Source organism: Prauserella halophila, assembly GCF_024171895.1.
GTDB classification, from domain to species: domain Bacteria; phylum Actinomycetota; class Actinomycetes; order Mycobacteriales; family Pseudonocardiaceae; genus Prauserella; species Prauserella halophila.
The window spans coordinates 128,304-152,150 of record NZ_JAMTCQ010000011.1 but is presented as its reverse complement, the minus strand read 5'-3'; the positions used below and the strand labels follow the sequence as shown (position 1 = coordinate 152,150).

Sequence of the window (23,847 nt, the reverse complement as noted above, 5' to 3'; positions counted from 1 at the left end):
CCGAAGGACACCGACCCCGCATGACGAGCACGTTGCCCGGCCCGCAGCCGCCCGCCGATCCCGCACAGCGCAAACGGGAACAGCGCGGCTGGTACTTCTACGATTGGGCGAACTCGGCGTTCTACACGTCGGTGATCACCGTCTTCGGCGCGCTGTACATGAGCGCGGTGGCCGCCGACGCGGCGCGTGCCGATGTCGCACGCAACGGCCCGGCCGCGTGCACCGGTCCCGACGGCGGGGAGAACCGGCTCGTCGACTGCGACATCTCGGTGTTCGGGCTCGCCTTCCCCGCCGGGTCGCTGTGGGGCTACCTGCTGGCGGTCGCGACGATGGTGCAGGTCCTGATCCTGCCGATCGCCGGTGCGATCGCCGACCGCAGCCAGCGCAAGAAGGCGATTCTCGCCGGGTTCGCGTTCCTGGGTGCCACGGCGTCGGCGTTGCTGTTCTTCGTCGACGACGGCCGGTGGGAACTGGGAGCGGTGCTCTACATCGTCGCCAACATCGGCTACGGCGCCTCGATCGTCACCTACTACGCGTTCCTGCCCGGCATCGCGACGCCCGACGAGCGCGACGACGTCTCGGCCAAGGGCTGGGCGTTCGGCTATCTCGGCGGCGGTGTCGCACTGGCGTTGCAGCTGGCGTTCTACCTCGGCCGCGACATGGTGGGCGTCAGCGAGTCGACCGCCGTGCGGATCTGCTATCTGGCTTCCGGGCTGTGGTGGGCACTGTTCACGCTGATCCCGCTCCGCAGGTTGCGCGAACACCAGAACCCGCACGGCGGGGAAACGGGCATGCGGGTGCTCACCGCGGGATTCGTCGAGCTGAAGCAGACGTTCAAGGCCGCGAAGGCCCTGCCGCTGACGCTCGGGTTCCTCGGCGCGTATCTGATCTACACCGACGGCATCAACACGGTGGTCAGCGTGTCGGCGCAGTACGGCACGGAGGAGCTCGGGTTCACCGACCAGGTGCTGATCGCGACGGTGCTGGTGATCCAGTTCGTGGCCTACATCGGCGGCATGCTGCACGGTTTCGCGGCCCGCAGATTCGGCGCGAAGAAGGTGATCCTGGTGAGTCTGGGCGTGTGGGTCCTGGTGCTGGTGTACGCCTACTTCGTCGAAGAAGGCCAGGCGCTGCAGTTCTACGCGCTCGCCGTCGGCATCGGCCTGGTGCTCGGCGGCACCAATGCGCTGTCGCGCTCGCTGTACAGCCAGCTGATCCCGCCCGGCAAGGAGGCGCAGTTCTACTCGCTGTACGAGGTCGGGGAACGTGGCACGTCGTGGCTGGGCCCGCTCGTGTTCGCCGGCGTGGGCCAGGCGACGGGTTCGTTCCGGTACGCGATCATCGCGCTGGTGATCTTCTTCGTCGTCGGGTTCGTGCTCGTCGCGCTGGTGCCTGTGAGAAGGGCCATCGCGGCGGCCGGGAACGAGGAGCCGTCGGTGTTGTAGCGGCGGCGGCCGTTAGGGTTCTCCGGCGTGACAGCGCTCGAGAGTCCCGGAGCCGACCCGACCGATGCTCTTTCCCCGGTCCCCGCCTGGGGTTCGCGCCGTGAGGTGCCGAACGTCGGGAAGATCAAGTTCTCCTACGGTCCGATGGACTGCGGCAAGTCGACGCTCGCGCTGCAGATCGATCACAATCTGGCGCGCCAGGGCAGGCAGGGACTGCTGCTGGTGAGTAACGACCGTGCCGGACCCGGTCAGATCACGAGCCGGATCGGGATCACGCGGGAGGCGCTGGAGCTGGACGCCGGCACGGATCTGCGCAGTGTGGTGCGGCAGGCGTGGGAACAGGGCACGCACGTCGACTACCTGATCGTCGACGAGGCGCAGTTCCTCTCCCCCGTGCAGGTCGAGCAGCTCGGTGAACTCGCCGACGAAGCCACGATCGACGTGTACTGCTTCGGTATCGCCACCGATTTCCGCAGCCGGTTGTTCCCCGGCGCGCGCCGGTTGTTCGAGCTGGCCGACGAGTTGCAGCCGGTGCAGGTCGAGGTGCTCTGCTGGTGCGGGCTGCCGGGCCGGTTCAACGCGCGCGTGTTCGGCGACGAGGTACAACGCACCGGAGACACGGTCGTCGTGGCCGATACGACTGACCCGGCCGACACGGCCGACACTGTCGCCGGTGCCGAGCACCCGTACGACGTCGCCGATCCGGACGGCCTCGGCCGGTCCGTTGCCGATTCGGACGCCGTCGCCCCGGACGTCGCCGTATCGGAATCTGCCGTACCGGACACACCGGGCGCTCCCCCGGCCGTGTCTCCCGCGGCGGCGCACACCACGGACGGCGGGCGCGCGGTGTCCTTCGCGGAGGTGAATCAGGCGACACCACGGTCGCAGACCGACGGCACTACCGTGCGTTACCAAGTACTGTGTCGACGGCATTACCGACTCGGAGATCTCGGACCGGCCGGTTCCGGCCACGGTCAGCTGCGGTTGACCTGACGACCGGACCGGCACACTCCGCGATGCCGGATCCCCTCTCCGGGGGATGCACCCGAGACGCGCTCCGTCGGAGCGTCATACGAGCGCGGCTGCCGTCTCCCACTGGGGAGAAGACTGTTGTTCCGGCGCGATTCGTCGCGGCGGGTGTACCGAGTGCCGTGGGTAACGATCCGGCGTACGGGGAATGACCCGGCGGCGACGTTCGTTGCACTCGGTGAGCACGACCCCGGGCTCCACCGGGAGCCGACCGAAAGGACTCATCATGGCCGACCGTGTTCTCCGTGGCAGCAGGATGGGAGCGGTTAGCTACGAGACCGACCGCAACCACGACCTCGCTCCGCGACGTAGCGTGCGCTACGCCTGCCCCAAGGGTCACGAGTTCGAGGTTCCGTTCTCCGACGACGCCGAGATCCCCCCGACGTGGGAATGCCGGCTGCACGGCAGTGAGTCGGACATCATCGAGGGTGGACAGACGGCGCCGAAGGAGGCCAAGCCGCCGCGCACGCACTGGGACATGCTCCTGGAACGCCGGTCGGTGCCGGAACTCGAGGAACTGCTCAACGAGCGACTCGAGGAGCTGAAGGCCCGCCGCGGTCGCGTGTGACGCTTCGGCTCCTCACGTGAGATCGCGATCTCACTGACGACCTCGCCGAGACAGGCTCGCAGGGGCCGTCAGCCGGAGATTTCGCTCCCACCACAGACGTTGGCGCCCGCACCTCACCCCGAGGTGCGGGCGCCAACGTCTGTGGCGGGGCCGTTCGCTCGGCGGTCACGACGCGGGTCGGTGCATGTCGTCGAATGCTGCCGAGTCGCCGCCTCAGTCGCCTTCGACGTACGAGCGGTCCCGTTTTTCCAAGCCAACCGGGCAGCGGACCTGCGATCGTGCGTTCATGATCAAGAGAATCATTCCCTACGCCGACGGAGATGACCTCGCCGCGTCCCGGGAGTTCTACGTCGCAGTGTTCGGGTTCGAGGTCGCCATGGAAGAGCCGGTGCTCGGTTTGACGTCGCCCGTCGATCCCTCCGACCAGGTCCTCATTCCACCGCGCGGGATGGAGAGCCCTTCGCCGCGCTTCGGAATCGACGTGGGTGAGCCGGCCGCGGTCGACGCCGCGCACGCCGAGGTCGTACGCCGCGGTCTCCGCGTCGTGTATCCGCTGACCGACGAACCGTGGGGCGTGCGCCGCTTCTTCGTGGCGGACCCCAGCGGCACGGTCGTGAACGTGCTCGCCCACCGAACCTGACCGGTGCGCGGCCACGAGACCTGGCAGGATCGGCTCCCGTGGCTGTGCACCGTGACTCCGTGGTGAACGACTACAACGACTTCGCCGAGGCGTACACGGCGGCGAACGAGGACAGCCTCATCAACGCCAGCGTGAGGATGGTGGAGCTGGCACGCGATCGCCTGGGCGCCGACGCGGGACTCCAGGTGCCGGAGCTCCGTCGTGGACGAGTCACCGGCCGGGGCTGCGGAACACCACGTCGAACCACATGGTGCGGATCCGTTCGTTACTCCCTGCCGGTGCGGGTTGCGGTGTCAGGCGCCGGTGCCGTTGATCGCGACGACCAGCGCGCCGAGGGCGAGCAGAATGCTGACGGGCGTCTGGACGATGCGTTCGCGCCGGCTGCGCGAGACCGCGCTCAGCGCGATGCTGCTCGCACAGTAGGCCAGCAGCACCCAGGTGGCCGCCGTGATCGCCGTGGTGTCGCCACCGGGCAGGACACCGGCTCGGCTCAGCAACAAGAGGGCGAACTCGGCGTACAGCACGATGGCGACCACGGCCGCGCGTCGCAGGCGGGGTGTCGCGACGCGATGCTGCCCTCCCCACACGTACTCCCCGACCTGCCGGCCTCCGATGAAGAGGAGCTGCATCACCGCAAGTCCGATCAGGACGGCGAGTGCGACTCCGAGTGCGAGGAACGTCATCGTTCGTACCCTCCCGGTTGCGCGGAATCGTCAGGCGAGATCGGACGGGTCGGTGTTGGCACCGCACAGCACGACGGCGACTCGCTCGCCCGCGGCGGGCCGGTAGGCGCCGGAGAGCAGAGCGGCGAGCGCGGCCGCGGTGCCGTGTTCGACGACGAGGCGGAACTTCTGCCACAGCAGCGTCCGTGCCGCGACGATGTCGGCGTCGTCGACCAGGACCGAGGTCACGCCGGTGCGCGTGGCGACCGCGTGGGCGATCTCGCCGATGCGGGTGGCGCCGAGCGCGTCGGCCGCGACGCCCGAGACGTCGACGGCCACCGGGCCGCCCTCGGCGAGCGCGGTGTGCAGCGTCGGGATCGTCGCGGGTTCGACACCGACGACGTGGGCCCGGCCCTCGGCCGCCGCGGCGATGCCGGCGAGGAGCCCGCCGCCGCCCACGGCGACGAGGATCGTGTCGACGCCGCCGGTCTGGTCCAGCAGTTCCGCACCGAGTGTGCCCTGGCCTGCGCAGATCTCGGGCTGGTCGTAGGCGTGGCAGAACAGCGCGCCGGTTTCGGCGATGTCGGTCGTCGCCGCGTCGTAGGCATCGGCGTACTTCGTCCCGGTGGCGACGACGGTGGCGCCGAGTTCGGCGAGCTTGGCCTGCTTCACCGCCGGTGCCGTCTCCGGCACGTGCACCCGCGCGGGCACGCCCTGCCGGGCGGCGGCGTGGGCGACGGCCAGGCCCGCGTTGCCGCCCGAGGCGGCCACGACGCCCGCGTCGGTCAGATGTCCGTCGGCGGCCGCGGTGAGGATGCGGTTGTATGCGCCGCGGGCCTTGAACGAACCGGTGTGCTGCAGGTGTTCCAGTTTGAACCACACGGTCGCCGCGGGATCGGCGCGGCACTCGGCCGGGTCGGCCTGCACCAGCGGGGTCGTGCGGATGTGGCCGCGGATCCGCTCCCGGGCTGCGGCGACGTCGGCTGCCGTGAGCACGATCAACGCCGCGTCACGAGCCTGCGCACCTGCCCGAGGCGCCGGTGCAGACCCCATTGGGCGACTCGGAGCATCGCCTCGCCGACGATCGACCCGTTCATCTTCGAGGTGCCGACTTCCCGTTCGGTGAACGTGATCGGCACCTCGACGATGTCGAACCCGGCCTCCGCGGTGCGCAGCGTCAGGTCGATCTGGAAGCAGTAGCCCGCCGAGGCGATCTCGTCGAGCGGCAGTGCGGACAGGACCTGCGCGCGGTAGGCACGGAATCCGGCTGTCATGTCGTTGACCGGCACGCCGAGTGCGAGTCGCGAGTAGATGTTGGCGCCGCGGGACAGCATCTCCCGGCGTTTCGGCCAGTTCACGAGGGCACCGCCCGGTACGTAGCGCGAACCGATGACGAGGTCGGACTCGTCGAGCGCGGCGAGCAGCCGCGGCAGGTCCTCCGGCGCGTGGGATCCGTCGGCGTCCATCTCCACGAGGGTGCGGTAGTCACGGGCGAGGCCCCAGTGGAAGCCCGCGATGTAGGCGGCGCCGAGACCGGCCTTCTCGGTGCGGTGCAGCACGTGGACGCGGTCGTCGGAGGCGGCGACCTTGTCGGCGAGCTCGCCGGTGCCGTCCGGGCTGCCGTCGTCGACGACGAGTACGTGCACGTCGGGCAGCGCGTCGTGGAGGCGCTGCAGGAGCGGCGTGAGGTTCTCCCGCTCGTTGTAGGTCGGGATGATCACCAGCACGGGTTCGGTCGTGCCGGCGTGTGAGCCCTCCGCCATGTCGCTCCCCTGTCTCCCCTGTCTCCCCTGTCGGTTGCGGCGTCACCGCCGTGCGGTGCGCCGTGGTTCACCGGCCACCACGTCGTGGCCGCGCCGGGTTTCTCGCCCGGTTCTGCCGCCGTGACGTGTGTGCGGTCCGGCGGCGTCAGCCGTCCCGGCCGGTCGTGTGCACCGGACGGCGCCGCAGGGCGAATCCGGCGAGCACCGCGCAGACAGCCGCGCCGAGCATCACTCGTTCGGTCCACGGTCCGAACCGGTCCGCCAGCGTAGTCGTTTCCCGCAGCGGCACGTCGGCAACCAGGGAATCGGCCGTGTACATCTCCGTCTGCCGCGAGACCGTACCGTCCGGCCGGACGACGGCGCTCACGCCACTGGTCGCCGCGACGACGACGGCGCGTCCGTGCTCGACGGCGCGCAGGCGGGCCATCGCGAGCTGCTGGTAGGTCATCTCCCCGTCGCCGAACCACGCGTTGTTCGTCGGCAGCACGAGCATGCGGGCGCCCGCGTGCACCGCGTCGCGGGACGGGTAGTCGTAGGCGGCCTCGTAGCAGATCGCGGTACCCACCCGCGTGCCTGCGATGTCGAAAACGCCGGGTTCGTCGCCCCAGCGCATGTCCTGCGTGTTGCCGACGAACGGGGTGAACCATGCGGCGATCTCCCGCATGGGCACGTACTCCGAGAACGGTACGAGCTCCTGTTTCGCGTACCGCTGGCCCGGACCGTCGCCGGGGCGCCAGGCGACGACGGCGTTGTCGGTCCTTCCGTCTGCGGTCCGGTACAGCGAGCCGACGAGCGCGGGCACGCCGAGCTCGTCGACCGCGGCGGTGACCTCGGAATCGCGGCCGCCGACGACGTCGACGGTGGTTTCGGGCCACACGACGAGGTCCGGCCGGGCGACCTCGCCCCGGTCGATCCGGGTGGTCAGCCGGTCGTGCTCGGCGAGCGCGCCCGCCCGGATGGTGTCGCGCCGGCCGAGCAGGCCGATGCCCGCGTTCGGCGCGTTGCCCTGAACGACGGCGACGGTGCGGTGGCCGGTCTCGGCGCCGGTGCCGACGGCGGGCCAGAGCACCAGGCCCGCCAGCAGCGGCACGAGTGCGTAGGCCGCGGTGCGCGCGAGGCCGGTCCATTGCGGGCCGCGCGTGCGCAGGCCCGGCAGGCCGCGCAGGTGCACGACGAGCCAGGCGAGCCCGAATCCCGACGTGACGACCGCGAAGCCGACCAGCGGCGCGCCGCCGATCGCGGCGAGCGGGGTGTAGGCGCCCTCGGGCTGACTGAACCCGATCCGGCCCCAGGGGAAGCCGTTCGCGGGCCAGCGGGACCGGGCGTACTCCTGCAGCAGGAACACGAGTGCGAGCCAGACCGGCGCGCCGGGGAGCCGTCCCGCGAACGACATCAGCCCGGCGGCGACGGCGACGTACAGCGCCATCACCCCGGACAGCGCCAGCCACGGGCCGGGGCCGAACTCGGCGCCGAGGAAGTCGTCGATCCACAGCAGGTGCAGCAGGTTGAACGCCAGGCCGAACACGAGGCCGTAGCCCGCCGCGCCCCACAGCCGTCTGCCGTGCAGGGCGAGGCCGAACCCGGCGAAGGCGATCGGGGCCAGCCACCACAGCTGTCGTGGCGCGAACGCCAGGAACAGCACGATTCCCGAGGTGGCGGCGAGGGCGAACCGGCCAACGGCGGGCCGCAGCCGTTCCCACCGGGTGCCGGTCACGCTCGGGTCCCGGCCGCCGTCGTCCGGGTCGGCACCGGCCGCCGGTGTGTCCGCGCCTGCGGTGTCGGCGGGCGCGGTGGCCTGCTGCTCCCCCGACTCAGTCACGGGAGTGGATGACCTCACCGGCGCGGACGGTGCGCAGGCACGTCGGCAGCGGTGCGTCGGGATCGAGCGGCGGCAGGCCGGGGATCTGGGCGCGCGGGTCGGTCGACCACCGCTGCACCCGGCTGTCCGGAGCGGCGACGACCAGGTCGACCGGTTCCCAGATCGCGTAGTGGGCGGGCGCGCCGGGCACGAGTGCCCCGGTGACGCCGTCCTGCACCCCTGCGGCGCGGTGTCCGCCCCGGGTGTGGGCGTTGAACGCGGCGCGCGGGGAGATCCCGGAGCCCAGGGTGCGGTGGTGCACGGCGGCGCGCACGCTGTCCCACGGTGCGAGTGGCGTGACGGGTGCGTCCGAGCCGAAGGCGAGTGGCACCCCGGCGGCCGCCAGCGCGGCGAACGGGTTCAGCCCGGCGGCGCGGTCGGCGCCCAGCCGGGCGGCGTACATGCCCTCGCGGCCGCCCCAGTTTCCGTCGAACAGCGGCTGCATCGATGCGGCGACGTTGTAGCCGGCGAGGACGTCGGCCTGCTGCGCAGCGATCATCTCGACGTGTTCGAGCCGATGCTTGGCGCCCACGAGGGCTCGCCTGCCGACCTGCTTCTCGGCCCGGCGGAACCCTTCGACGGCCTCGGCGACGCCGGCGTCGCCGATGACGTGGAAGCCTGCCTGGAGCCCGGCGTCGGTGCACAGGGCGATGTGGTCGGCGATCTCGTCGGCGTCGAGGTAGCGGTTGCCGGTGGTGTCGGCGTCGGCGTACGGCGCGTGCAGTGCCGCGGTGCGCGAGCCGAGCGAGCCGTCGACGAGCAGGTCACCGGCCAGGCCGCGGGCGCCGAGCCCGCGGGCCGTGTCGACGGCGTCCTGGCCGCGGGCGCCCCAGTAGCCGACGACCTCGGGCAGCGCCTGCGTGGCGGCGAGGTCGAGCAGGCCGCGGAGGTCGTCCTCGCTGGAGATGCCGGGTGCGGCGTTCTCGTGCACGGAGACGATGCCGCGGGCGGCGGCCTCCCGCAGGAAGGTCTCCTGAACGCGGCGGCGATGTGCCGGGGTGAGCGCGGCGCGGGAGGCGGTGAGCGCCGCACAGTGTGCCTCCCTGGTCACGGGGCCGTCGTCGGACCAGCCGGGCAGGTCGCGGATGCCCGGAGCGAGGTCGACGAGCGCACTGGACACGAGTGCCGAGTGCACGTCCACCCGGCTCAGGTACACGGGTGCGCCGGCGGCCGCCTCGTCGAGCTCGGCGCGGCTCGGCAGCCGCGGGGCCGTCCACTGCGTCTCGTCCCAGCCGTGGGCGATCAGCACCTCGCCGGGCGTGGCCGCACCGCGCACCGCTGCGAGCAGCTCACCCGCGTCGCGTACGCGGGCCAGGTCGACACCGGCCAGGTGGAGTCCGGCGTTGGTGGCGTGCACGTGGGCATCGACGAACCCGGGCGTGACGAACGCGCCGTCGAGGTCGAGCACCTCGGCGTCCGGGTGGAGCGCGCGGCCGGGGCCGTCCTGCCCGACCCACACGACCGTGCCGTCGGTGACGGCCATCGCGGTGGCGTCGCTCGAAGCGGGCGTGTGGATGTGCCCGCCGAGCAGCAGGGTCGTGCGGGCAGCTTCGGCGCGGGAACCAGTGGTGTCAGGGGAAGAACTCGTCACGCCCGGCAGTGTGCCACGACGAAGGTGGCGATAATGTTTGCATCCAATTCTCGATATGACAGGATAATTTCAACGTATCCGCGAGTTTAGGAGCAGATGTGACTGCGACCCAGGAGTCTGCTGCCGGCGCACACCCGTCCGCGTCCGCCGACCAGGCGGGCCGGCACGGCGTCGAACAGCCCTACGAGTACCGGCGCGCCGAACTGGCCGAACCCGACTGGCGCCGCTTCCCCGGCTGGCGCGATGTGACCGAGGCGCAATGGCGCGACGCCCAGTGGCAGCGGGTCCACTGCGTCCGCAACATCAAGCAACTCCGCAACCTGGTGGGCGATCTGGTCGAGGACCGGTTCTTCGAGGACCTGGCCGCCGACCAGCGCGACATGGCGACCATGTCGATGCTGCTCCCGCCGCAGATGCTCAACACGATGGCGACGCAGGCCGGCACCGACCCGCGCGAGTTCACCGACGCGCTCTACGCCGATCCGATCCGGCGCTACATGCTTCCGGTGCGCAGCGACCGCGATCCGGAGTGGCCGAGCCATCCGCACTCGGAACGCGATTCGCTGCACGAGGCGGAGATGTGGGTCGTCGAAGGACTGACCCACCGCTACCCCACCAAGGTGCTCGCCGAGCTGCTGTCCACCTGCCCGCAGTACTGCGGCCACTGCACCCGCATGGACCTCGTCGGAAACTCGACCGAGCAGATCGACAAGCACAAGCTCGAGCTCAAACCGGTCGACCGGCAGGATGCGATCGTCGACTACCTCAAGCGCACCCCGGGCGTGCGCGACGTCGTGGTCTCCGGCGGCGACGTGGCGAACGTGCCGTGGCACCAGCTCGAGGCGTTCCTCATGCGGCTGCTGGAGATCGAGACCGTGCGCGACATCCGCCTCGCCACGAAGGCACTCGCCGGCTTGCCGCAGCACTGGCTGCAACCCAAGATCGTCGAGGGGCTCGAGCGCGTCGCCGGCACCGCGCGGCGGCGCGGCGTCAACCTGGCGATCCACACGCACGTCAACCACGCGCAATCGGTGACCCCGCTCGTCGCGGAAGCCACGCGGACCGCCCTCGAGGTGGGCGTGCGGGACGTGCGCAACCAGGGCGTGCTCATGCGCGGCGTGAACGACACCTCCACCGCGCTGCTCGACCTGTGCTTCGCGCTCCAGGGCGAGGCCGGCATCCTGCCGTACTACTTCTACATGTGCGACATGATCCCGAACGCCGAGCACTGGCGACTGTCGGTCGCCGAGGCGCAGCACCTGCAGCACGCGATCATGGGCTACCTGCCGGGCTATGCGACGCCGCGCATCGTGTGCGACGTGCCCTACGTCGGCAAGCGGTGGGTGCACCAGCTCGCCGAGTACGACCGGGAGCACGGCATCTCGTACTGGACGAAGAACTACCGCACGGGCATCGAGCTGGACGACCCCGAGGCACTCGAACGGCGCTATCCCTACTACGACCCGATCTCGACCCTGCCCGAGTCCGGCCGGACCTGGTGGGCCGAGCACGGCTGACGTGCGCGCCGGTCGGCTGAGTGGCTTCGTCCCACTTCCGGGGGCAACACCCACTCGCCCACTCGCCCGCACATCCGGAACGGACGGCCCGACGTGACAGAATAAGCCGGTGACCGCCGACTCGAGCTCCACGCCGCGCCGCCCGTGGCGCGGCGTGGACGCCGAGGACCGACGTGCCCGCCGCCAGGAGCAGCTGGTCGAGGCGGGTTTCACGATCATGGGCACCGACGGCGCCGCCGCGGTGACCATGCGGGGCGTGTGCCGGGCCGCACGTCTGACGGAACGGTACTTCTACGAGAGCTTCACCGGCCGCGAGGCGCTCTTGGTGGCCGTGCTGGAGGCGACGGCCCGCGATGCCCGGCAGGTCCTGGTGGCTGCCCTGGAGAACGGACCCGCCGACACGATTGCGTTACTCAGGCATGTCGTCGATGCCTTCACGGCTCACGTGACGGCCGATCCGCGGCGTGGCCGGATCCTCTTCGTGGAGTCACTGGCCGCTCCGGAACTCGCCACCCGTGGCCTGGTGCTGGTGGAGGAGTTCACGTCGACGATCGCCCAGGCATTGCGAGACCTCGACTTCGGCGGGGACGTCGACGAACAGGATGCCGAACTGAATTCCGAAGCCGTTTTCGGCGCGCTGGCATACCTGTACCAACTGTGGCTCGGCGATCGGTTGCCGATCGGCCGGGACCGGTTCATCGAACACGTCACGAGGGTCATCGAGAGCCTCGCGCGTGCCACGTCGGTCGACGCCGACGGCTGAGCATCCACGCTCCACGTCGCTGGATCGCCGCAGGGCGCTTCCGCACGTCCGCACCTCTCGCCGCGCCCACACCTCGGCCCCACGGAGTTGTCCGGCGCACAGTTCTCACGGAACACCCCTCGTCGCACCTCGTCTCACCGCACCTCGCCTCGCCGTCAACTTGACATCACACGATGTTGACATTGGCTGATGTCATCTTTACTGTCGCCTCCACAGCACGAGCGGGAAAGAGGTGCACCGATGACCGGACAGGCGACCCCGTCGACGGGGAGCGCGGCGGAGCAAGCCCGGATCGTGATCATCGGAGCGGGCTTCGGCGGGATCGCGGCGGCGATCCGCCTCAAACTCGCAGGGTTCGACGACTTCGTGGTACTGGACCGTGCCGATCAGGTGGGCGGGACCTGGCAGGCGAACACGTATCCCGGAGCGCAGTGCGACATCCCGTCGATCCTGTACTCGTTCTCGTTCGCGCCCAAATCGGACTGGAGCCGCCTCTACCCACTCCAGCCGGAGATCCAGCAGTATCTGGCCACGTGCGTGGAACACTACGAGATCACCTCACATGTGCGGCTGCGGCACGAAGTCATCGATGCGCGCTGGCACGAGGCGACACAGCGGTGGCACGTGACAACTCGGCACGGCAGTTGGCATGCGCAGGTGCTGATCGGTGCGATGGGCCCGTTCAGCGAACCGGCCGAACCCGAGTTGCCCGGCCTGGACCGATTCTCCGGTGCGGTCTTCCATTCGGCGGCCTGGGATCACGAACGCGACCTGTCCGGCAAGCGGGTCGCAGTGATCGGCACCGGCGCCTCGGCAGTCCAGATCGTTCCGCAGTTGCAGCCACAGGCCGAGACTCTGACGGTGTTCCAACGCACGCCGACCTGGATTCTGCCGCATCCGGACCGGCCGATGGACGGCTGGCCGCAGCAACTGTTCGCACGGGTGCCGCTGGCACAGCGCGCGGTTCGGCTCGGTTTCGACCTGCTCCAGGAGGTCCTCGTGCCGGGTCTGGTCCACCAGCCGGCCCTGCTGAAAGGCATGGAGGCGCTCGGCCGCGCACATTTACGCAGGCAGGTAAACGAGCCACGACTGCGTGCCAAACTCCAGCCGCACTATTCGTTCGGCTGCAAGCGCCCGACCTTCTCCAACACCTACTACCCGGCGTTGGGCGCGCCGAACGCCGACGTGGTCACCAGTGGCATAACCGGCGTGGACGAACGTGGGATCACCACCGGCGACGGCAGCCACCACGAGTTCGACGCGATCGTGCTGGCCACCGGTTTCCGAATGACGGATCACCCCATGTTCGACCGCGTACGCGGCTCCGACGAACGGACGCTCAGTGAGGTCTGGGCCGGTGATCCGCAGGCCCACCTGGGCACGACCATCAGCGGGTTCCCCAACTTCTTCTTCATCCTCGGCCCGAACTCGGTGACGTACACCTCGCAGGTCGTCACGATCGAGGCGCAGGTCGAGTACATCCTCAGCTGCCTGCGCGCGATGGATCGGCGGGACCTGTCGAGTCTCGATGTCCGACCCGAGGCACAGCGAACCTTCGTCCAGCAGATGGACCGCGGGCTGCGCCGATCAGTGTGGAACAGCGGCGGATGCAGCAGCTACTACCTGAGCCGCACCGGTCGCAACTTCGTTTTCTTTCCCGGCTTCAGCCGCCAGTTCCTGGCCCGCACCAAGGCTGTCGACCTGGACGACTTCCATGCCCATCGCGCGGCCGACCACAGGCACCGATCATTCCCACCGACCGGGAGGTCATCGTGAAGCTCCGTGAACGCATCATCGGCCGTCCGGTCGTCGATCCGGGCGGCGCGCGCCGCTACGACGACGATGAGCACGTCATCGCCGCCCGCGACGTCGAGTTCGACTGGGACGGCGTACCGATGCACTACATTCCCGGCGAACCCATCGCCACGCACGTCATCAACTTCATGCATCTCGTGCTTCCCGAGGGCGAACGTGCGATGGCGAAGGCACTCAGTGAGGCGTTGCCACTGATCGACGATCCACGTCTCCACGAAGAGGTGGTCGGGTTCATCGGGCAGGAAGCGACGCATGCCTCGTCACACGAAGGCGCGCGGGAACACCTGGCGCGGATCGGGCTCGATGTCGAACCGATGACGCGGCGAATGGAATGGCTCGTCGATCAGATCCTCGACAAGCACAACCTCACCGGGCACGCCAAACAAGCCTGGCTCTGCGAACGGCTCGGACTGTTCGCCGCGATGGAGCACTACACGGCCGTGATCGGCGAATGGCTGCTGAACGCGGACCACCTGGAACGCATGGGCATGCATCCCACCATGCTCGATCTGATCCGCTGGCACGGTGCCGAGGAGGTCGAACACCGCAATGTCGCGTTCGACGCGTTCATGTACGTCGATGGCAGCTACGCACGGCGTGTCCGCACCGCGGTGCTCGCGAGCCTGACTCTGCTGGCGCTGTTCACGTACTCGGTGCGTTACCTCTTCCGGGCCGACCCGTCCGAGGACAAGGGTCGCTTCTGGTTCCGGCAACTGATCGGGGCGATGCGCCGCAAGGTCATCCCCAGCGCCACGGTGTGGATCACGGAGATCCCCAAGTATCTCAACCCGAAGTTCCACCCGTCCCAGCTCGGCAGCATGGACACGGCGATTCGCTACCTCACCAGGTCGCCTGCCGCCAACGCCGATCGGGCGAAGGGTTCGCGCCGATGACCACCGCCGGCAGGGCCTCGTTCATCCCCTCCCCGTCGCTGCGGGTATTGGGCACACTCACCGGCGCCTACCGGTACCTCTTCGCCGGCAGTCGTGTCGCACCGTTGTTGTCCCGGCCCGACCCGGTACGCCGCACCGGCTTCGAGCGCCGGTGCGCCGTAACGGAACTGCAACCGGTGGCAGCGGATGTCGTGCACGTGACCCTCGCCGCGGCCGACGGCGAAGAACTCGCCCGATGGCAGCCCGGAGCACACATCGACGTGACACTCGCCTCCGGTCGGCAACGGCAGTACTCGCTGTGCGGCGATCCGCACGACCGCCACACCTACCGCATCGCGGTACGCCGTATCGACGACGGCGGTGGCGGGTCGCGCGAGATCCACGAGACACTGGCTGTGGGAGACGAGATCACCGTCCGCGGCCCGCGGAACGCGTTGCGCCTCGTGTCCGCACCGTCGTACCTGTTCGTCGCGGGCGGCATCGGCATCACACCGATCCTGCCGATGGTGAAAACGTGTCACCGACGGGGAGTCCCCTGGCGACTGCTGTACCTCGGGCGGTCACGTACCACCATGCCCTTCCTCGACGACCTCGCCGGTCTCGACACCGGCACCGTAGAGGTGCACGCCGACGACGAACACGGCACGGCATCCCTCGAATCCGTCCTCGCCTCCGCCGACGCCGGAGCGGCCGCCTACCTGTGCGGACCGCCCGGCCTGATGGACAGCGCCCGCCGCGGGCTCGGTGAGATCAATCCGAGCGCGTCCGTCCACATGGAACGTTTCGCGCCTCCGCCCGTCATAGACGGCCGTCCGTTCGAGGCCCGGCTGGAACGCAGCGGCACCAGCGTCGACGTGGCCGACGACGAGTCCGCGCTCGCCGCGATCCGCCGTGAGGTGCCCGGTGTCCCCTACTCCTGCCGGCAAGGCTTCTGTGGCACCTGCCGGACCCGGGTACTGGCCGGGAGCGTGGATCACCGTGACCGGATCCTGTCCGACGACGAACGGGCCGACACCATGCTGATCTGCGTATCGCGTGCGGCCCACGACCGGCTCGTCCTCGATCTGTGAACACGACGGAACGGCGAAAGGCAGCGGACATGCCACGATGGCACTCCCTCGCACCGAGCGACGACACGTTCCTCTCGACAGCGCGATTCCGGTTCAGACACACCGTGGATCTGCGCGCAGACACCGAACAGGTGTGGCGCGTGTTGACAGCGGACAACGCACCGGCGACCTGGGCACGCGGGATCACCGGTGCGGTATGGACCTCACCACGTCCGTTCGGCGTGGGCACGACCCGCACTGTCACCGTCGCCCACGGCGCAGCCGCGTTGCGGGAGCGCTTCTACCGGTGGGACGAGGGCGTGCGGATGAGTTTCAGTGCCGAGGCCGCGAACCGTCCCGGCCTGCACCGCTTCGCCGAGGACATCACGCTGTGCCCGCACTCGGACGGCACTCGGCTCGTCTGGACGTTCGCACTGGAGCCGCGGCGCATGCTGATGCCCCTGCTCGCACCGATCCGTCCCGTGCTGCTGTGGGTGACCGGCGAGTGGACTCGGGAGGTGGGCAAGCACGCTCCGGCGCGTGGCCCGGGCCGGCCCCGTCGGTGATCGCCCGTCACCCGACTGTCCGGCACCGAGTCCGGGAGAACCGGCTGGATGCCGGCCCCTTCACTTCGTTGAGGCTCACATCGCGGAAGGATCGAGCCGATGCCCATACGCACACCGTCCACACTGCTCACCGCGATCCGGGATCTCGGTGTGCCCCTACCGGTCCGCAGGGCGGCGCTCGACGTCGCAGGGAAAGTCGTGCTGATCACCGGCGGTGCCGACGGCATCGGTTTCGCGTTGGCCCGGCGCCTGCACGCTCGCGGCGCGACGGTAGCGCTCGTCGACGTCAACCCCGACGGGCTCGCCGCAGCCGTGGATGCCCTGGGCGGACAACGCGTGGTCACCGCGCAGGCCGACGTCGGTGACCGGCCTGCGGTCCACGCCGCGGTACGGGAGCTCGCCCAGCGCACCGGGGGCGTCGACGTCGTCGTGGCAGGAGCCGGCATCACTCCTCCGCCCGCCACTCTGCGCCAGGTCGAGCCCGCTGCGTTCGACCGCGTCGTCGAGGTCAACGTCACCGGGACCCTCAACACGATCCAGGCCGCGGCGGGCGAGGTCATCGCCCGCCGCGGGCACATCGTCGTGCTCTCCTCGTGCGCGGCGTTCACGCCCGGCCCGGGTGGTGCCGCCTACATGGTCAGCAAAGCCGCCGTGGAACAGCTCGGACGCGCGCTGCGACTCGAACTCGCCGGACACGGCGCCACCGCCGGGATCGTGTACTTCGGCTTCGTCGACACGGCGCTGGCGCGCGCAACTCTCGACGACCACCCGTTCGGACAGGCGTTGCAGGACCGGCTGCCCGCTCCGCTCCGCACCCGCATCAGCCCGGACCAGGCGGCGGCCGTCCTGGACCGCGCGATCGCTCGCCGAGCCGGTGCCGATGTGGCTCCCGGCAGCTGGCGCCCCTGGGCGTTACTCCGTGGAGTGGTCAACGTCCTCGCGGACGCCTACCTCACCGCCGACCCGCACACCCGCGCGCTCGTACGTGATCTCGAAACCCACAGCAGCGACTCGCGTTCGGCCGTGCGCTGACCCGCCGCACCCGGTGCTCCGCGCGGAGGTGATCCTCGCGGGCTGCGTCGTGTCCGGCCACCCCGGCGGTTCCGGGCTCACCGGCGACGAGGCGACCGAGACCGCTTCGGCATCACGCCGTATCCGGACGCAACGCCATCGACCGTAGAATCGCAGCGATGGCCAGATCTCGCTGGTGGCTCGGTGCATGCGCGCTGGCCGGGGTGTCCCTGCTGATCGCGATGTTCGTGCTGATGACTGCCGATCAAGCACCCGACGATCGCACCGGCCCGCCCGGACGCGGACCGCTCACCGTCGTGTCGATCGGCGACAGCACGATCTCCGGCGAGGGCACCGGCGACTACACCGCCGCCACCGACGGCAAGGACGGCAACTGGTGTCACCGTTCTCCGAACGCGCTGGTCAACGACATCGAGCTGCGGGGCGTCACCGAGCACGTCAACCTGGCCTGTTCCGGTGCCGCGTCGAAGCACATCCGCCTCGGCGACAAGAAGCAGTGGACCGAGCCCTCGCAGGCACAGCAGCTCGAACAGCTCGTCAAGGATCACCGGGTCGCAGCGGTGGTCGTCGGGATCGGCGCGAATGACGATCCGCAGTTCTCCCGCCTGATCTCGCAGTGCTTCACCGCCTGGTTCTCCGACGAGGCGGCGCCGTGCAACGAGAACATCCGGTCCGACTGGCAATCGCGCGTCGAGGCGATGATCCCGAAGGTCGCCGAGGCGCTGAACGACATCCACACCGTCCTGCGCGAGGCCGGTTACCGCGACGAGGACTACGAGCTCGTGCTGCAGTCCTATGCCTCGCCGATCGGGCCGGACATGCCGGAAAGCCTGCGCAACCTCGACGGCTGCCCGTTCCGCAAACCCGACCTGCGCTGGGTCCGCGACACCGGGGCCGTCGACCTGGCTGCGGGCCTGCGTCGCGCTGCCGCGAAAGCCGATGCCCGGTTCCTCGACATGTCCCGCGCGGCTCGCGGCCACGAGGCGTGCAGCGGCGGCGACGACACGAGCTCGGAATGGTTCACGCGGTTCACCGTCCGCTGGTCCGATCTGGAACACGCCGATCGGGCGAGCCACGCCATTCAGGAGTCGTTCCATCCGAACGCCCGCGGGCACCGCCAGTTCGCAGGCTGCCTGAGCGAGTTCCTGGCCACCACGGACAACGCCGCCGCATGCCTGGAAGGTGACGACGGAGACCTCCACCCCGCAGCGTCGGTGACCGCCGAACACGGCCGCTGAGCCCGCGGGCCGTCACAGGGTCGGCGAACGCCCTTCGAACGGCGTGGACAGCACGACCGTCGTGCGGGTCGAGACCTTCGCGACCTCGCGAATCCGCCGCAGCAGGTCTTCCAGCCCCAGCGGTGACGGCACCCGCACGAGCAGGATGTACGACTCGTCGCCCGCCACCGAGTAACAGGACTCGATCTCGGGGATGTGCTCGAGTCGCTGTGGATAGTCGTCGGGGGCGGCCGGGTCGTTGGGCGTGAGCGAGATCAGCGCCGTCAGCGGGAGGCCGATCTGTTCACCGTCGAGCTTGGCCGTGTAGCCGCGGATGACGCCACGCTGTTCGAGCCTGCGCACCCGCTGATGGACCGCCGAGACCGACAGGCCCACCCGCTCGGCGAGGTCGGTGAAACTCCGCCGCCCGTCGGCCGACAGCTCCGCCACGATCGCCTTGTCCAGCGGCTCCATCCCGCCGGAGGCCGGTGTGCTCGCCCCGGATGCCGTCATCGGTCGAGCACGACCAGCTCGTGGGGGCGGGTGTTGAGCGATTCGGCGCCGTCGGCGGTCACGACGACGATGTCCTCGATCCGCGCGCCCCAGTGCCCGGCCGTGTAGATGCCGGGTTCGATGCTGAACGCCATGCCCTCTTCGAGCGGCAGCTCGTTACCCGCGACGATGTACGGCTCCTCGTGCACGTCCAGGCCGATGCCGTGGCCCGTGCGGTGGATGAACCGGTCGCCGAATCCGGCGTCGGCGATGATGTCGCGGGCCGCCGCGTCCACCGACTCGGCGCTGACCCCGGGGCGCACCGCGTCGACGGCCGCCTGCTGGGCCCGCTGCAGGACCGCGTAGGTCGCCGCGACATCCGGGTCCCGGGGCTCGCCGACGGCGTAGGTGCGGGTGGAGTCGGAGTTGTAGCCCTCCGGGATCGGCCCTCCGATGTCGACGACCACGACGTCGCCCGGCTCGATGACCCGGTCCGACACGTCGTGGTGCGGGCTCGCACCGTTGGGCCCCGAGCCGACGATGACGAATTCGGCCGAGGTGTGACCCTCCTCGAGGATCGCCGCGGTGATGTCGGCGCCGACCTCGGCCTCCGTGCGGCCGGGACGCAACCACTCACCCATCCGCGCGTGCACGCGGTCGATCGCGGCGCCCGCTTCGCCGAGTGCGGCCCTCTCGGCGGCGTCCTTACGCATCCGCAGCTCGCGCAGCACCTGACCGGCCAGCACCTGTTCGGCACCCGGCACGGCCCCGCGTACGCCCAGCACGTGCAGTGCCGCCATCATGTCGCTCACGGCGACGCGGCCCGGAGCACCGAGCCGGTCGGCGACGAGGCGGTACGGGTCGTCGCCGTCGACCCAGGTGATGACGTCGATGCCGAGCTCGTCGGTCGGCACGTCCGAATAGCCGGGCAGTTCGAGCTTCGGCACGACCAGCGCGGGCGGGGCGTCACCTGCGGGCACCACCAGCGTGGTCAGCCGCTCGAACGAACCGCCGGCCTGGCCCACGAGATAGCGCAGATCCGAACCGGGCGCGATGAGCAGCGCGTCGGTGCCGGCATCGGCGGCGGCCGTGCCGGCACGGTCGAGGCGGGACCGCAGTGTGGCGGCATCGGGCGCGGGAGTGTGCAGCGATCGGCGGGACATGATCCCGACAATACCGAGCGCCCCCGCGCGGGGTGGTGTGCGGGCGAGCGCACACCCGCACACCCGCACACCTCCCCCGTTTCGAGCGACACCCGCACGTGTGGCGCGCGAACCGCGGGGCGGTGCATGGCAGGCTGTAGCGGTGAGCACCGGTTCCGTGGCGCTGCTGGACGCGGCGAGCCTGTATTTCCGTTCGTACTTCGCCCTGCCCGAGTCGATGACGGCTCCCGACGGCACACCCGTGAACGCGGTCCGCGGGTTCGCCGACACCGTGGCCCGCATCCTCACCGACCGCGGGCCCACCCGGCTCGTGGCGTGCCTCGACGCGGACTGGCGGCCGCAGTTCCGGGTCGATGCGCTGCCGAGCTACAAGGCACACCGCGTCGCCGAGGAGACCGGCACCGGCTCGGACGTCGAGGAAGTACCCGACACGCTGAGCCCCCAGGTGCCGATCATCCTCGAGCTGCTCGACGCGGCCGGACTGGCCGTCGCCGAAGCGTCCGGGTTCGAGGCCGACGACGTGATCGGCACGCTGACGGCGCGCGAGACGACCGATGCCGTCGAGGTCATCACCGGCGACCGGGACCTGTTCCAGCTCGTGCGGACCGCGCCGACCGCCGCCTCGGTGATCTACGTCGGCAAGGGCTGGGCCAAGGCCGACATCCTCGACCCCGAGAGCCTCGCCGAGCGGTACGGAGTCCCCGCCGAGCGGGCCGGAGCCGCGTACGCGGACATGGCGATGCTCCGCGGCGACCCGTCCGACGGGCTGCCCGGCGTCGCGGGTATCGGCGAGAAGACGGCCGCCAAGCTCATCACCCGGTTCGGCTCGTTCGAAGCCGTGATCGAGGCCGCCCGCGCGGAAAGTCCGGAACTGCCGCTGAAGACACGCACTCGCCTCAACGAGGCCGCCGAGTATCTCGCGGCCGCGCCGACCGTGGTGCGCGTCGCCGCCGACGCCCCGGTCACGTTCTCCGGTGCCGACGTCGTCCCGGCCGGGGCCGTGGACGAACCCCGGGTCCGGAACCTGGCCGAACGCTGGAACCTCGGCGGCTCGGCGACCCGGCTGCTCGACGCACTCGCCGCATACCGCGCCTGACGCCCGCGCACCGGCTCGGCCGGACGTCGCCCCGGGCCGGTGCGCACGTCACTCCGGAACACCGACCCGGTACCGGCCCTTCTCGGTCTCCACGGTGATCGTCACCGTGCGCTCGCCGTCGGCCAGTTCGACATGGCAGACGAACGAGGCGCCCACCTCGACCGGCTCGTTGCGCGGACACGACACGTCACGCACGCCCGACACGTCGTAGTCCTCGGTCACCACACGCCGCACATCGGCGTTCATCACCTCGACGTCGAAACGGCGCACGGTCTCGGTCGGGCTCGGTACCGGCGACGACACACCGGCGGACGTCTCCCCCGTGCTCGCCGTGGTGGACGGCACTGTGGTGGACGGCGCCGTGGTCGGGGCCGCCGACGTGGTCGCCGGCCCCGACTCCTCGTCACCGGTCGACTCGGCGCACGCCGTCGGCAGGCCCAGGAACGCGATGGCCGCGACCACCGCAACCGGACGTCTCCCCACGACCCCTCATCTCCCTGTTGATCTCTTGTGGGCTAGAAGAAGGTACCGCACCACGGCGGGGCAGATGTCGCGAACAACCGGTCCGCCTGCCGGGCAGCACCGGGCGTTGACGCACGGACACGTCCCGTGTCGACCAGCTGCGACGGCCGCCACGCACCGAGGTAGATCATCGCGAGGGCGTCGACGTCGAGGTGCAGCGCGGCCGGGTCCTCGGTGCGCGCGGCGCCGTCGGGGCCGACGCGATAGCACCCGTCGTTGCCGGGCAGCACCGGGTCGGTCACGTCGAGCACGAGGGACTCTCCCGCGTACGTGCGCATGGCCAGTGCCGTCGGCACGTCGATGAGCCGCAGCCACAGGTCGTCGAACTGCGCGATCGTCGACACGGCGCGCGGGTCGGTGAGCAGCAGTTCGAGCGGTTCGTCGAGGGGCCGTCCGCTCGCAGTGATGTCGTGGACGAGGTCCACCGACAGCAGGTACCGCCACAGCCCGGCGAACGATTCGGGGCCGGCGCACTGCAGGTCGACGAGTCTCAGCGTCGCCGGGCCCGGCTGGGGCCGGTCGACGGAGTAGACGGCGTACCCGTCGACACCGTCGGCACCTTCGTGGGTGATCGCGGTGACGGGACCGTCCTGCCTCTCGAGGGTCCGGCGCAGCTGCGCCCACCAGCCCGCAGGCCGCGTCAGCATGCCCGGCCGGGTCGCCGTCCGCGGATAGGCGTCGGCGAACAGCTCGATCGCCGCCTCCACGGTGCGGATCTCCACCCGGCCACCCACCGGTGCATCGGAGCGGAATCGCGCGAACCGCCGGTCGACGGTGTAGTCACGCGCGCAGGTGGCGACACCGTAGCCGAACCGACCGTAGATGGATGTCTCGGACGCGTGGAGGCCCGCGGCGACCATGCCACGCTCGGCGAGGTCGGTCAGCTGGGCATGCATGAGTTCGGTGAGCACACCCCGGCGGGTGCGGTCGGCACGCACACCCACGTGCGTGACGCCACCGATCGGCACACCTGCCCCGCCGGGCAGTGTCATGGCGGATTCGAACGAGCGGGCGGTGCCGATGAGCGCCCCCGACTCACCGTCGGTGACGCCGAGCGTCGGCCCGTCCTGCACGGCGGCGCGTACCTGGGGCCACTCTTCGTCGGTGATCGGCTTGACGTGCAGCGTGGACCGGAACAGATCCTGCGCCGTGCGTAACTCGTCGTCGGCCAGGGTCCGGACGTCGTGGTCGGTCATGCCACCGATCATTTCCGACAGCACGGGCTACCCGCCACCGGATTCCACTGTGACGAACCCCGGTGGCGACATCCGTGGCGGGCGGCTACTGGAGCCTGCCGACCTGGTACCGGGCGTCCTCGCTCTTGACCGTGATCGTGACCTGCCGCGTTTCACCCTCGACGTTCACGTCACAGGTGAACGTCTCGTCGACGGTGACCGGCTGGTCCTCCGGGCACGACACGCTCTGCACGCCTTCGACGCCGTAGTTGTCGGTGAGGACCCGCTGCACGTCCTGGTTCATCGCCTCCGCGTCGAAGACCGTCGATGAGGCGAGACCGATGGGCCAGAACAGTATTGCCGCCGCAGCGATCGCCAGGAGAACCACGGCGCCCAATCCTATCCACATGCCCTTGCCGGACTTGTTCTTCGGCTTCTGCGGCGCCGGGCCGGGCGCACCCGCGCCGGGCGGCGGGCCGTACGGCTGGCCCGGCGGCGGGGCCTGGCCGGGCTGCGTGAAGCCCGGAGGTGGGGGCTGGCCGCCCGGCTGGGTGTACGGCGCGGTGCCAGGGGCACCGCCCTGCGGCGGCCCCTGCGGATACTGGCCGGGCTGCTGCGGCATCGGCTGCCCCGGCGGCGGGGTCTGACCGGGCTGTCCCGGCGGCGGAGCCTGGCCCGGCGGATATCCCTGGGGCTGGGGCTGCCCGTATCCCGGCTGCGGTCCCGGCTGGCCGGGCGGCGGTTGACCGGGTTGACCGGGTTGCTGGGGATAGCCGGGCTGTTGCGGGTAACCGGGCTGCGGGGGTGGCTGCTGGCCGTAACCCGGTTGCCCGGGGAAACCACCGGACGGCGGACCCGGAGGCGGTTGCTGGCCCCACTGCTGCGGGTCGTTGCCTCCGTACGGCGTGCTCATCGTCCTGCCTCCGCCAATCATCACCCGGCCACCACGTCACCTGCGCAGCCGTGTCGGGCATTCTCGTCCGTGTATCGC

The 23,847-nt window shown here is 70.4% G+C and carries 23 protein-coding genes; 13 read left to right on the top strand and 10 right to left on the bottom strand.

Annotated features, from left to right (window positions below):
- Nucleotides 1-20: 20 nt before the first annotated feature.
- The 4 genes from LY41_RS15565 (at nt 21) to LY41_RS15550 (ending at nt 3,682) form a co-directional block, all read left to right on the top strand.
- On the top strand, nt 21-1,445 hold the full coding sequence (locus tag LY41_RS15565) for an MFS transporter (RefSeq protein WP_253864746.1): 1,425 nt from the start codon (nt 21-23) through the stop codon (nt 1,443-1,445).
- A gap of 27 nt (nt 1,446-1,472) precedes the next feature.
- Complete coding sequence (locus tag LY41_RS15560) at nt 1,473-2,438, top strand: thymidine kinase (RefSeq protein ID WP_253864745.1); 966 nt, start codon at nt 1,473-1,475, stop codon at nt 2,436-2,438.
- Between the two features lie 262 nt (nt 2,439-2,700).
- Nucleotides 2,701-3,042 carry an RNA polymerase-binding protein RbpA gene (locus LY41_RS15555; RefSeq protein ID WP_253864744.1) on the top strand — a complete coding sequence of 114 codons (342 nt, stop codon included), beginning with the start codon at nt 2,701-2,703 and terminating at the stop codon, nt 3,040-3,042.
- A gap of 286 nt (nt 3,043-3,328) precedes the next feature.
- A complete protein-coding gene (locus LY41_RS15550; protein ID WP_253864743.1) occupies nt 3,329-3,682 on the top strand; it encodes a VOC family protein in 354 nt (117 codons plus the stop codon).
- A gap of 293 nt (nt 3,683-3,975) precedes the next feature.
- On the opposite strand, the gene LY41_RS15545 is transcribed toward LY41_RS15550, so the two are convergent.
- The 5 genes from LY41_RS15545 to LY41_RS15525 form a co-directional block, all read right to left on the bottom strand.
- On the bottom strand, nt 3,976-4,365 hold the full coding sequence (locus LY41_RS15545; RefSeq protein WP_253864742.1) for a hypothetical protein: 390 nt from the start codon (nt 4,363-4,365) through the stop codon (nt 3,976-3,978).
- A gap of 30 nt (nt 4,366-4,395) precedes the next feature.
- Complete coding sequence (locus tag LY41_RS15540) at nt 4,396-5,340, bottom strand: threonine/serine dehydratase (protein WP_253865052.1); 945 nt, start codon at nt 5,338-5,340, stop codon at nt 4,396-4,398.
- 2 nt (nt 5,341-5,342) lie between these two features.
- Entirely contained in the window at nt 5,343-6,107 is a 765-nt protein-coding gene (locus LY41_RS15535; protein ID WP_253864741.1) for a polyprenol monophosphomannose synthase, read from the bottom strand.
- Between the two features lie 145 nt (nt 6,108-6,252).
- Nucleotides 6,253-7,821 carry an apolipoprotein N-acyltransferase gene (lnt, locus tag LY41_RS15530; RefSeq protein ID WP_253865051.1) on the bottom strand — a complete coding sequence of 523 codons (1,569 nt, stop codon included), beginning with the start codon at nt 7,819-7,821 and terminating at the stop codon, nt 6,253-6,255.
- Nucleotides 7,822-7,918: 97 nt separating this feature from the next.
- Nucleotides 7,919-9,556 (bottom strand): amidohydrolase, encoded by a 1,638-nt coding sequence (locus tag LY41_RS15525; RefSeq protein ID WP_253864740.1) that lies wholly within the window; start codon nt 9,554-9,556, stop codon nt 7,919-7,921.
- A 98-nt stretch (nt 9,557-9,654) separates the two neighbouring features.
- Between LY41_RS15525 and LY41_RS15520 the strand changes: the two genes are divergently transcribed.
- The 8 genes from LY41_RS15520 to LY41_RS15485 all read left to right on the top strand — a co-directional run bounded on the left by LY41_RS15520 (nt 9,655) and on the right by LY41_RS15485 (nt 18,429).
- The gene (locus LY41_RS15520) at nt 9,655-11,073 is read left to right on the top strand and encodes a KamA family radical SAM protein (RefSeq protein WP_253864739.1); all 1,419 of its coding nucleotides are present in this window, start codon (nt 9,655-9,657) and stop codon (nt 11,071-11,073) included.
- A 109-nt stretch (nt 11,074-11,182) separates the two neighbouring features.
- Nucleotides 11,183-11,836, top strand: a complete 654-nt coding sequence (locus tag LY41_RS15515; protein ID WP_253864738.1) for a TetR/AcrR family transcriptional regulator — start codon at nt 11,183-11,185, stop codon at nt 11,834-11,836.
- A 240-nt stretch (nt 11,837-12,076) separates the two neighbouring features.
- Nucleotides 12,077-13,612, top strand: a complete 1,536-nt coding sequence (locus tag LY41_RS15510; RefSeq protein ID WP_253864737.1) for a flavin-containing monooxygenase — start codon at nt 12,077-12,079, stop codon at nt 13,610-13,612.
- Nucleotides 13,609-14,544 carry a metal-dependent hydrolase gene (locus LY41_RS15505; protein ID WP_308292257.1) on the top strand — a complete coding sequence of 312 codons (936 nt, stop codon included), beginning with the start codon at nt 13,609-13,611 and terminating at the stop codon, nt 14,542-14,544. The genes LY41_RS15510 and LY41_RS15505 overlap by 4 nt, the downstream gene beginning before the upstream one ends.
- Nucleotides 14,541-15,614: a PDR/VanB family oxidoreductase gene (locus tag LY41_RS15500; RefSeq protein ID WP_253864736.1), complete on the top strand. Its 1,074-nt coding sequence runs from the start codon at nt 14,541-14,543 to the stop codon at nt 15,612-15,614. Before LY41_RS15505 ends, LY41_RS15500 begins: the two co-directional genes overlap by 4 nt.
- 29 nt (nt 15,615-15,643) lie before the next feature.
- Entirely contained in the window at nt 15,644-16,159 is a 516-nt protein-coding gene (locus LY41_RS15495; protein WP_301297161.1) for an SRPBCC family protein, read from the top strand.
- Between the two features lie 99 nt (nt 16,160-16,258).
- Entirely contained in the window at nt 16,259-17,191 is a 933-nt protein-coding gene (locus LY41_RS15490) for a short-chain dehydrogenase/reductase (RefSeq protein ID WP_253864734.1), read from the top strand.
- Between the two features lie 158 nt (nt 17,192-17,349).
- Nucleotides 17,350-18,429, top strand: coding sequence for a GDSL-type esterase/lipase family protein (locus LY41_RS15485; RefSeq protein ID WP_253864733.1), 1,080 nt, complete (start codon nt 17,350-17,352; stop codon nt 18,427-18,429).
- 12 nt (nt 18,430-18,441) lie between these two features.
- Here LY41_RS15485 and LY41_RS15480 read toward each other — a convergent pair whose 3' ends face one another.
- Together LY41_RS15480 and LY41_RS15475 are read right to left on the bottom strand one after the other, a co-directional pair.
- The gene (locus LY41_RS15480) at nt 18,442-18,921 is read right to left on the bottom strand and encodes an Lrp/AsnC family transcriptional regulator (protein WP_253864732.1); all 480 of its coding nucleotides are present in this window, start codon (nt 18,919-18,921) and stop codon (nt 18,442-18,444) included.
- Complete coding sequence (locus LY41_RS15475; RefSeq protein ID WP_253864731.1) at nt 18,918-20,063, bottom strand: M24 family metallopeptidase; 1,146 nt, start codon at nt 20,061-20,063, stop codon at nt 18,918-18,920. The genes LY41_RS15480 and LY41_RS15475 overlap by 4 nt, the downstream gene beginning before the upstream one ends.
- 142 nt (nt 20,064-20,205) lie before the next feature.
- Between LY41_RS15475 and LY41_RS15470 the strand changes: the two genes are divergently transcribed.
- A complete protein-coding gene (locus LY41_RS15470; RefSeq protein ID WP_253864730.1) occupies nt 20,206-21,159 on the top strand; it encodes a 5'-3' exonuclease in 954 nt (317 codons plus the stop codon).
- Between the two features lie 48 nt (nt 21,160-21,207).
- Here LY41_RS15470 and LY41_RS15465 read toward each other — a convergent pair whose 3' ends face one another.
- The 3 genes from LY41_RS15465 to LY41_RS15455 all read right to left on the bottom strand — a co-directional run bounded on the left by LY41_RS15465 (nt 21,208) and on the right by LY41_RS15455 (nt 23,769).
- The gene (locus LY41_RS15465) at nt 21,208-21,642 is read right to left on the bottom strand and encodes a DUF4333 domain-containing protein (protein WP_253864729.1); all 435 of its coding nucleotides are present in this window, start codon (nt 21,640-21,642) and stop codon (nt 21,208-21,210) included.
- 32 nt (nt 21,643-21,674) lie between these two features.
- Nucleotides 21,675-22,877: a GNAT family N-acetyltransferase gene (locus LY41_RS15460; RefSeq protein WP_253864728.1), complete on the bottom strand. Its 1,203-nt coding sequence runs from the start codon at nt 22,875-22,877 to the stop codon at nt 21,675-21,677.
- Between the two features lie 85 nt (nt 22,878-22,962).
- The gene (locus tag LY41_RS15455; protein WP_253864727.1) at nt 22,963-23,769 is read right to left on the bottom strand and encodes a DUF4333 domain-containing protein; all 807 of its coding nucleotides are present in this window, start codon (nt 23,767-23,769) and stop codon (nt 22,963-22,965) included.
- Between the last annotated feature and the right edge of the window lie 78 nt (nt 23,770-23,847).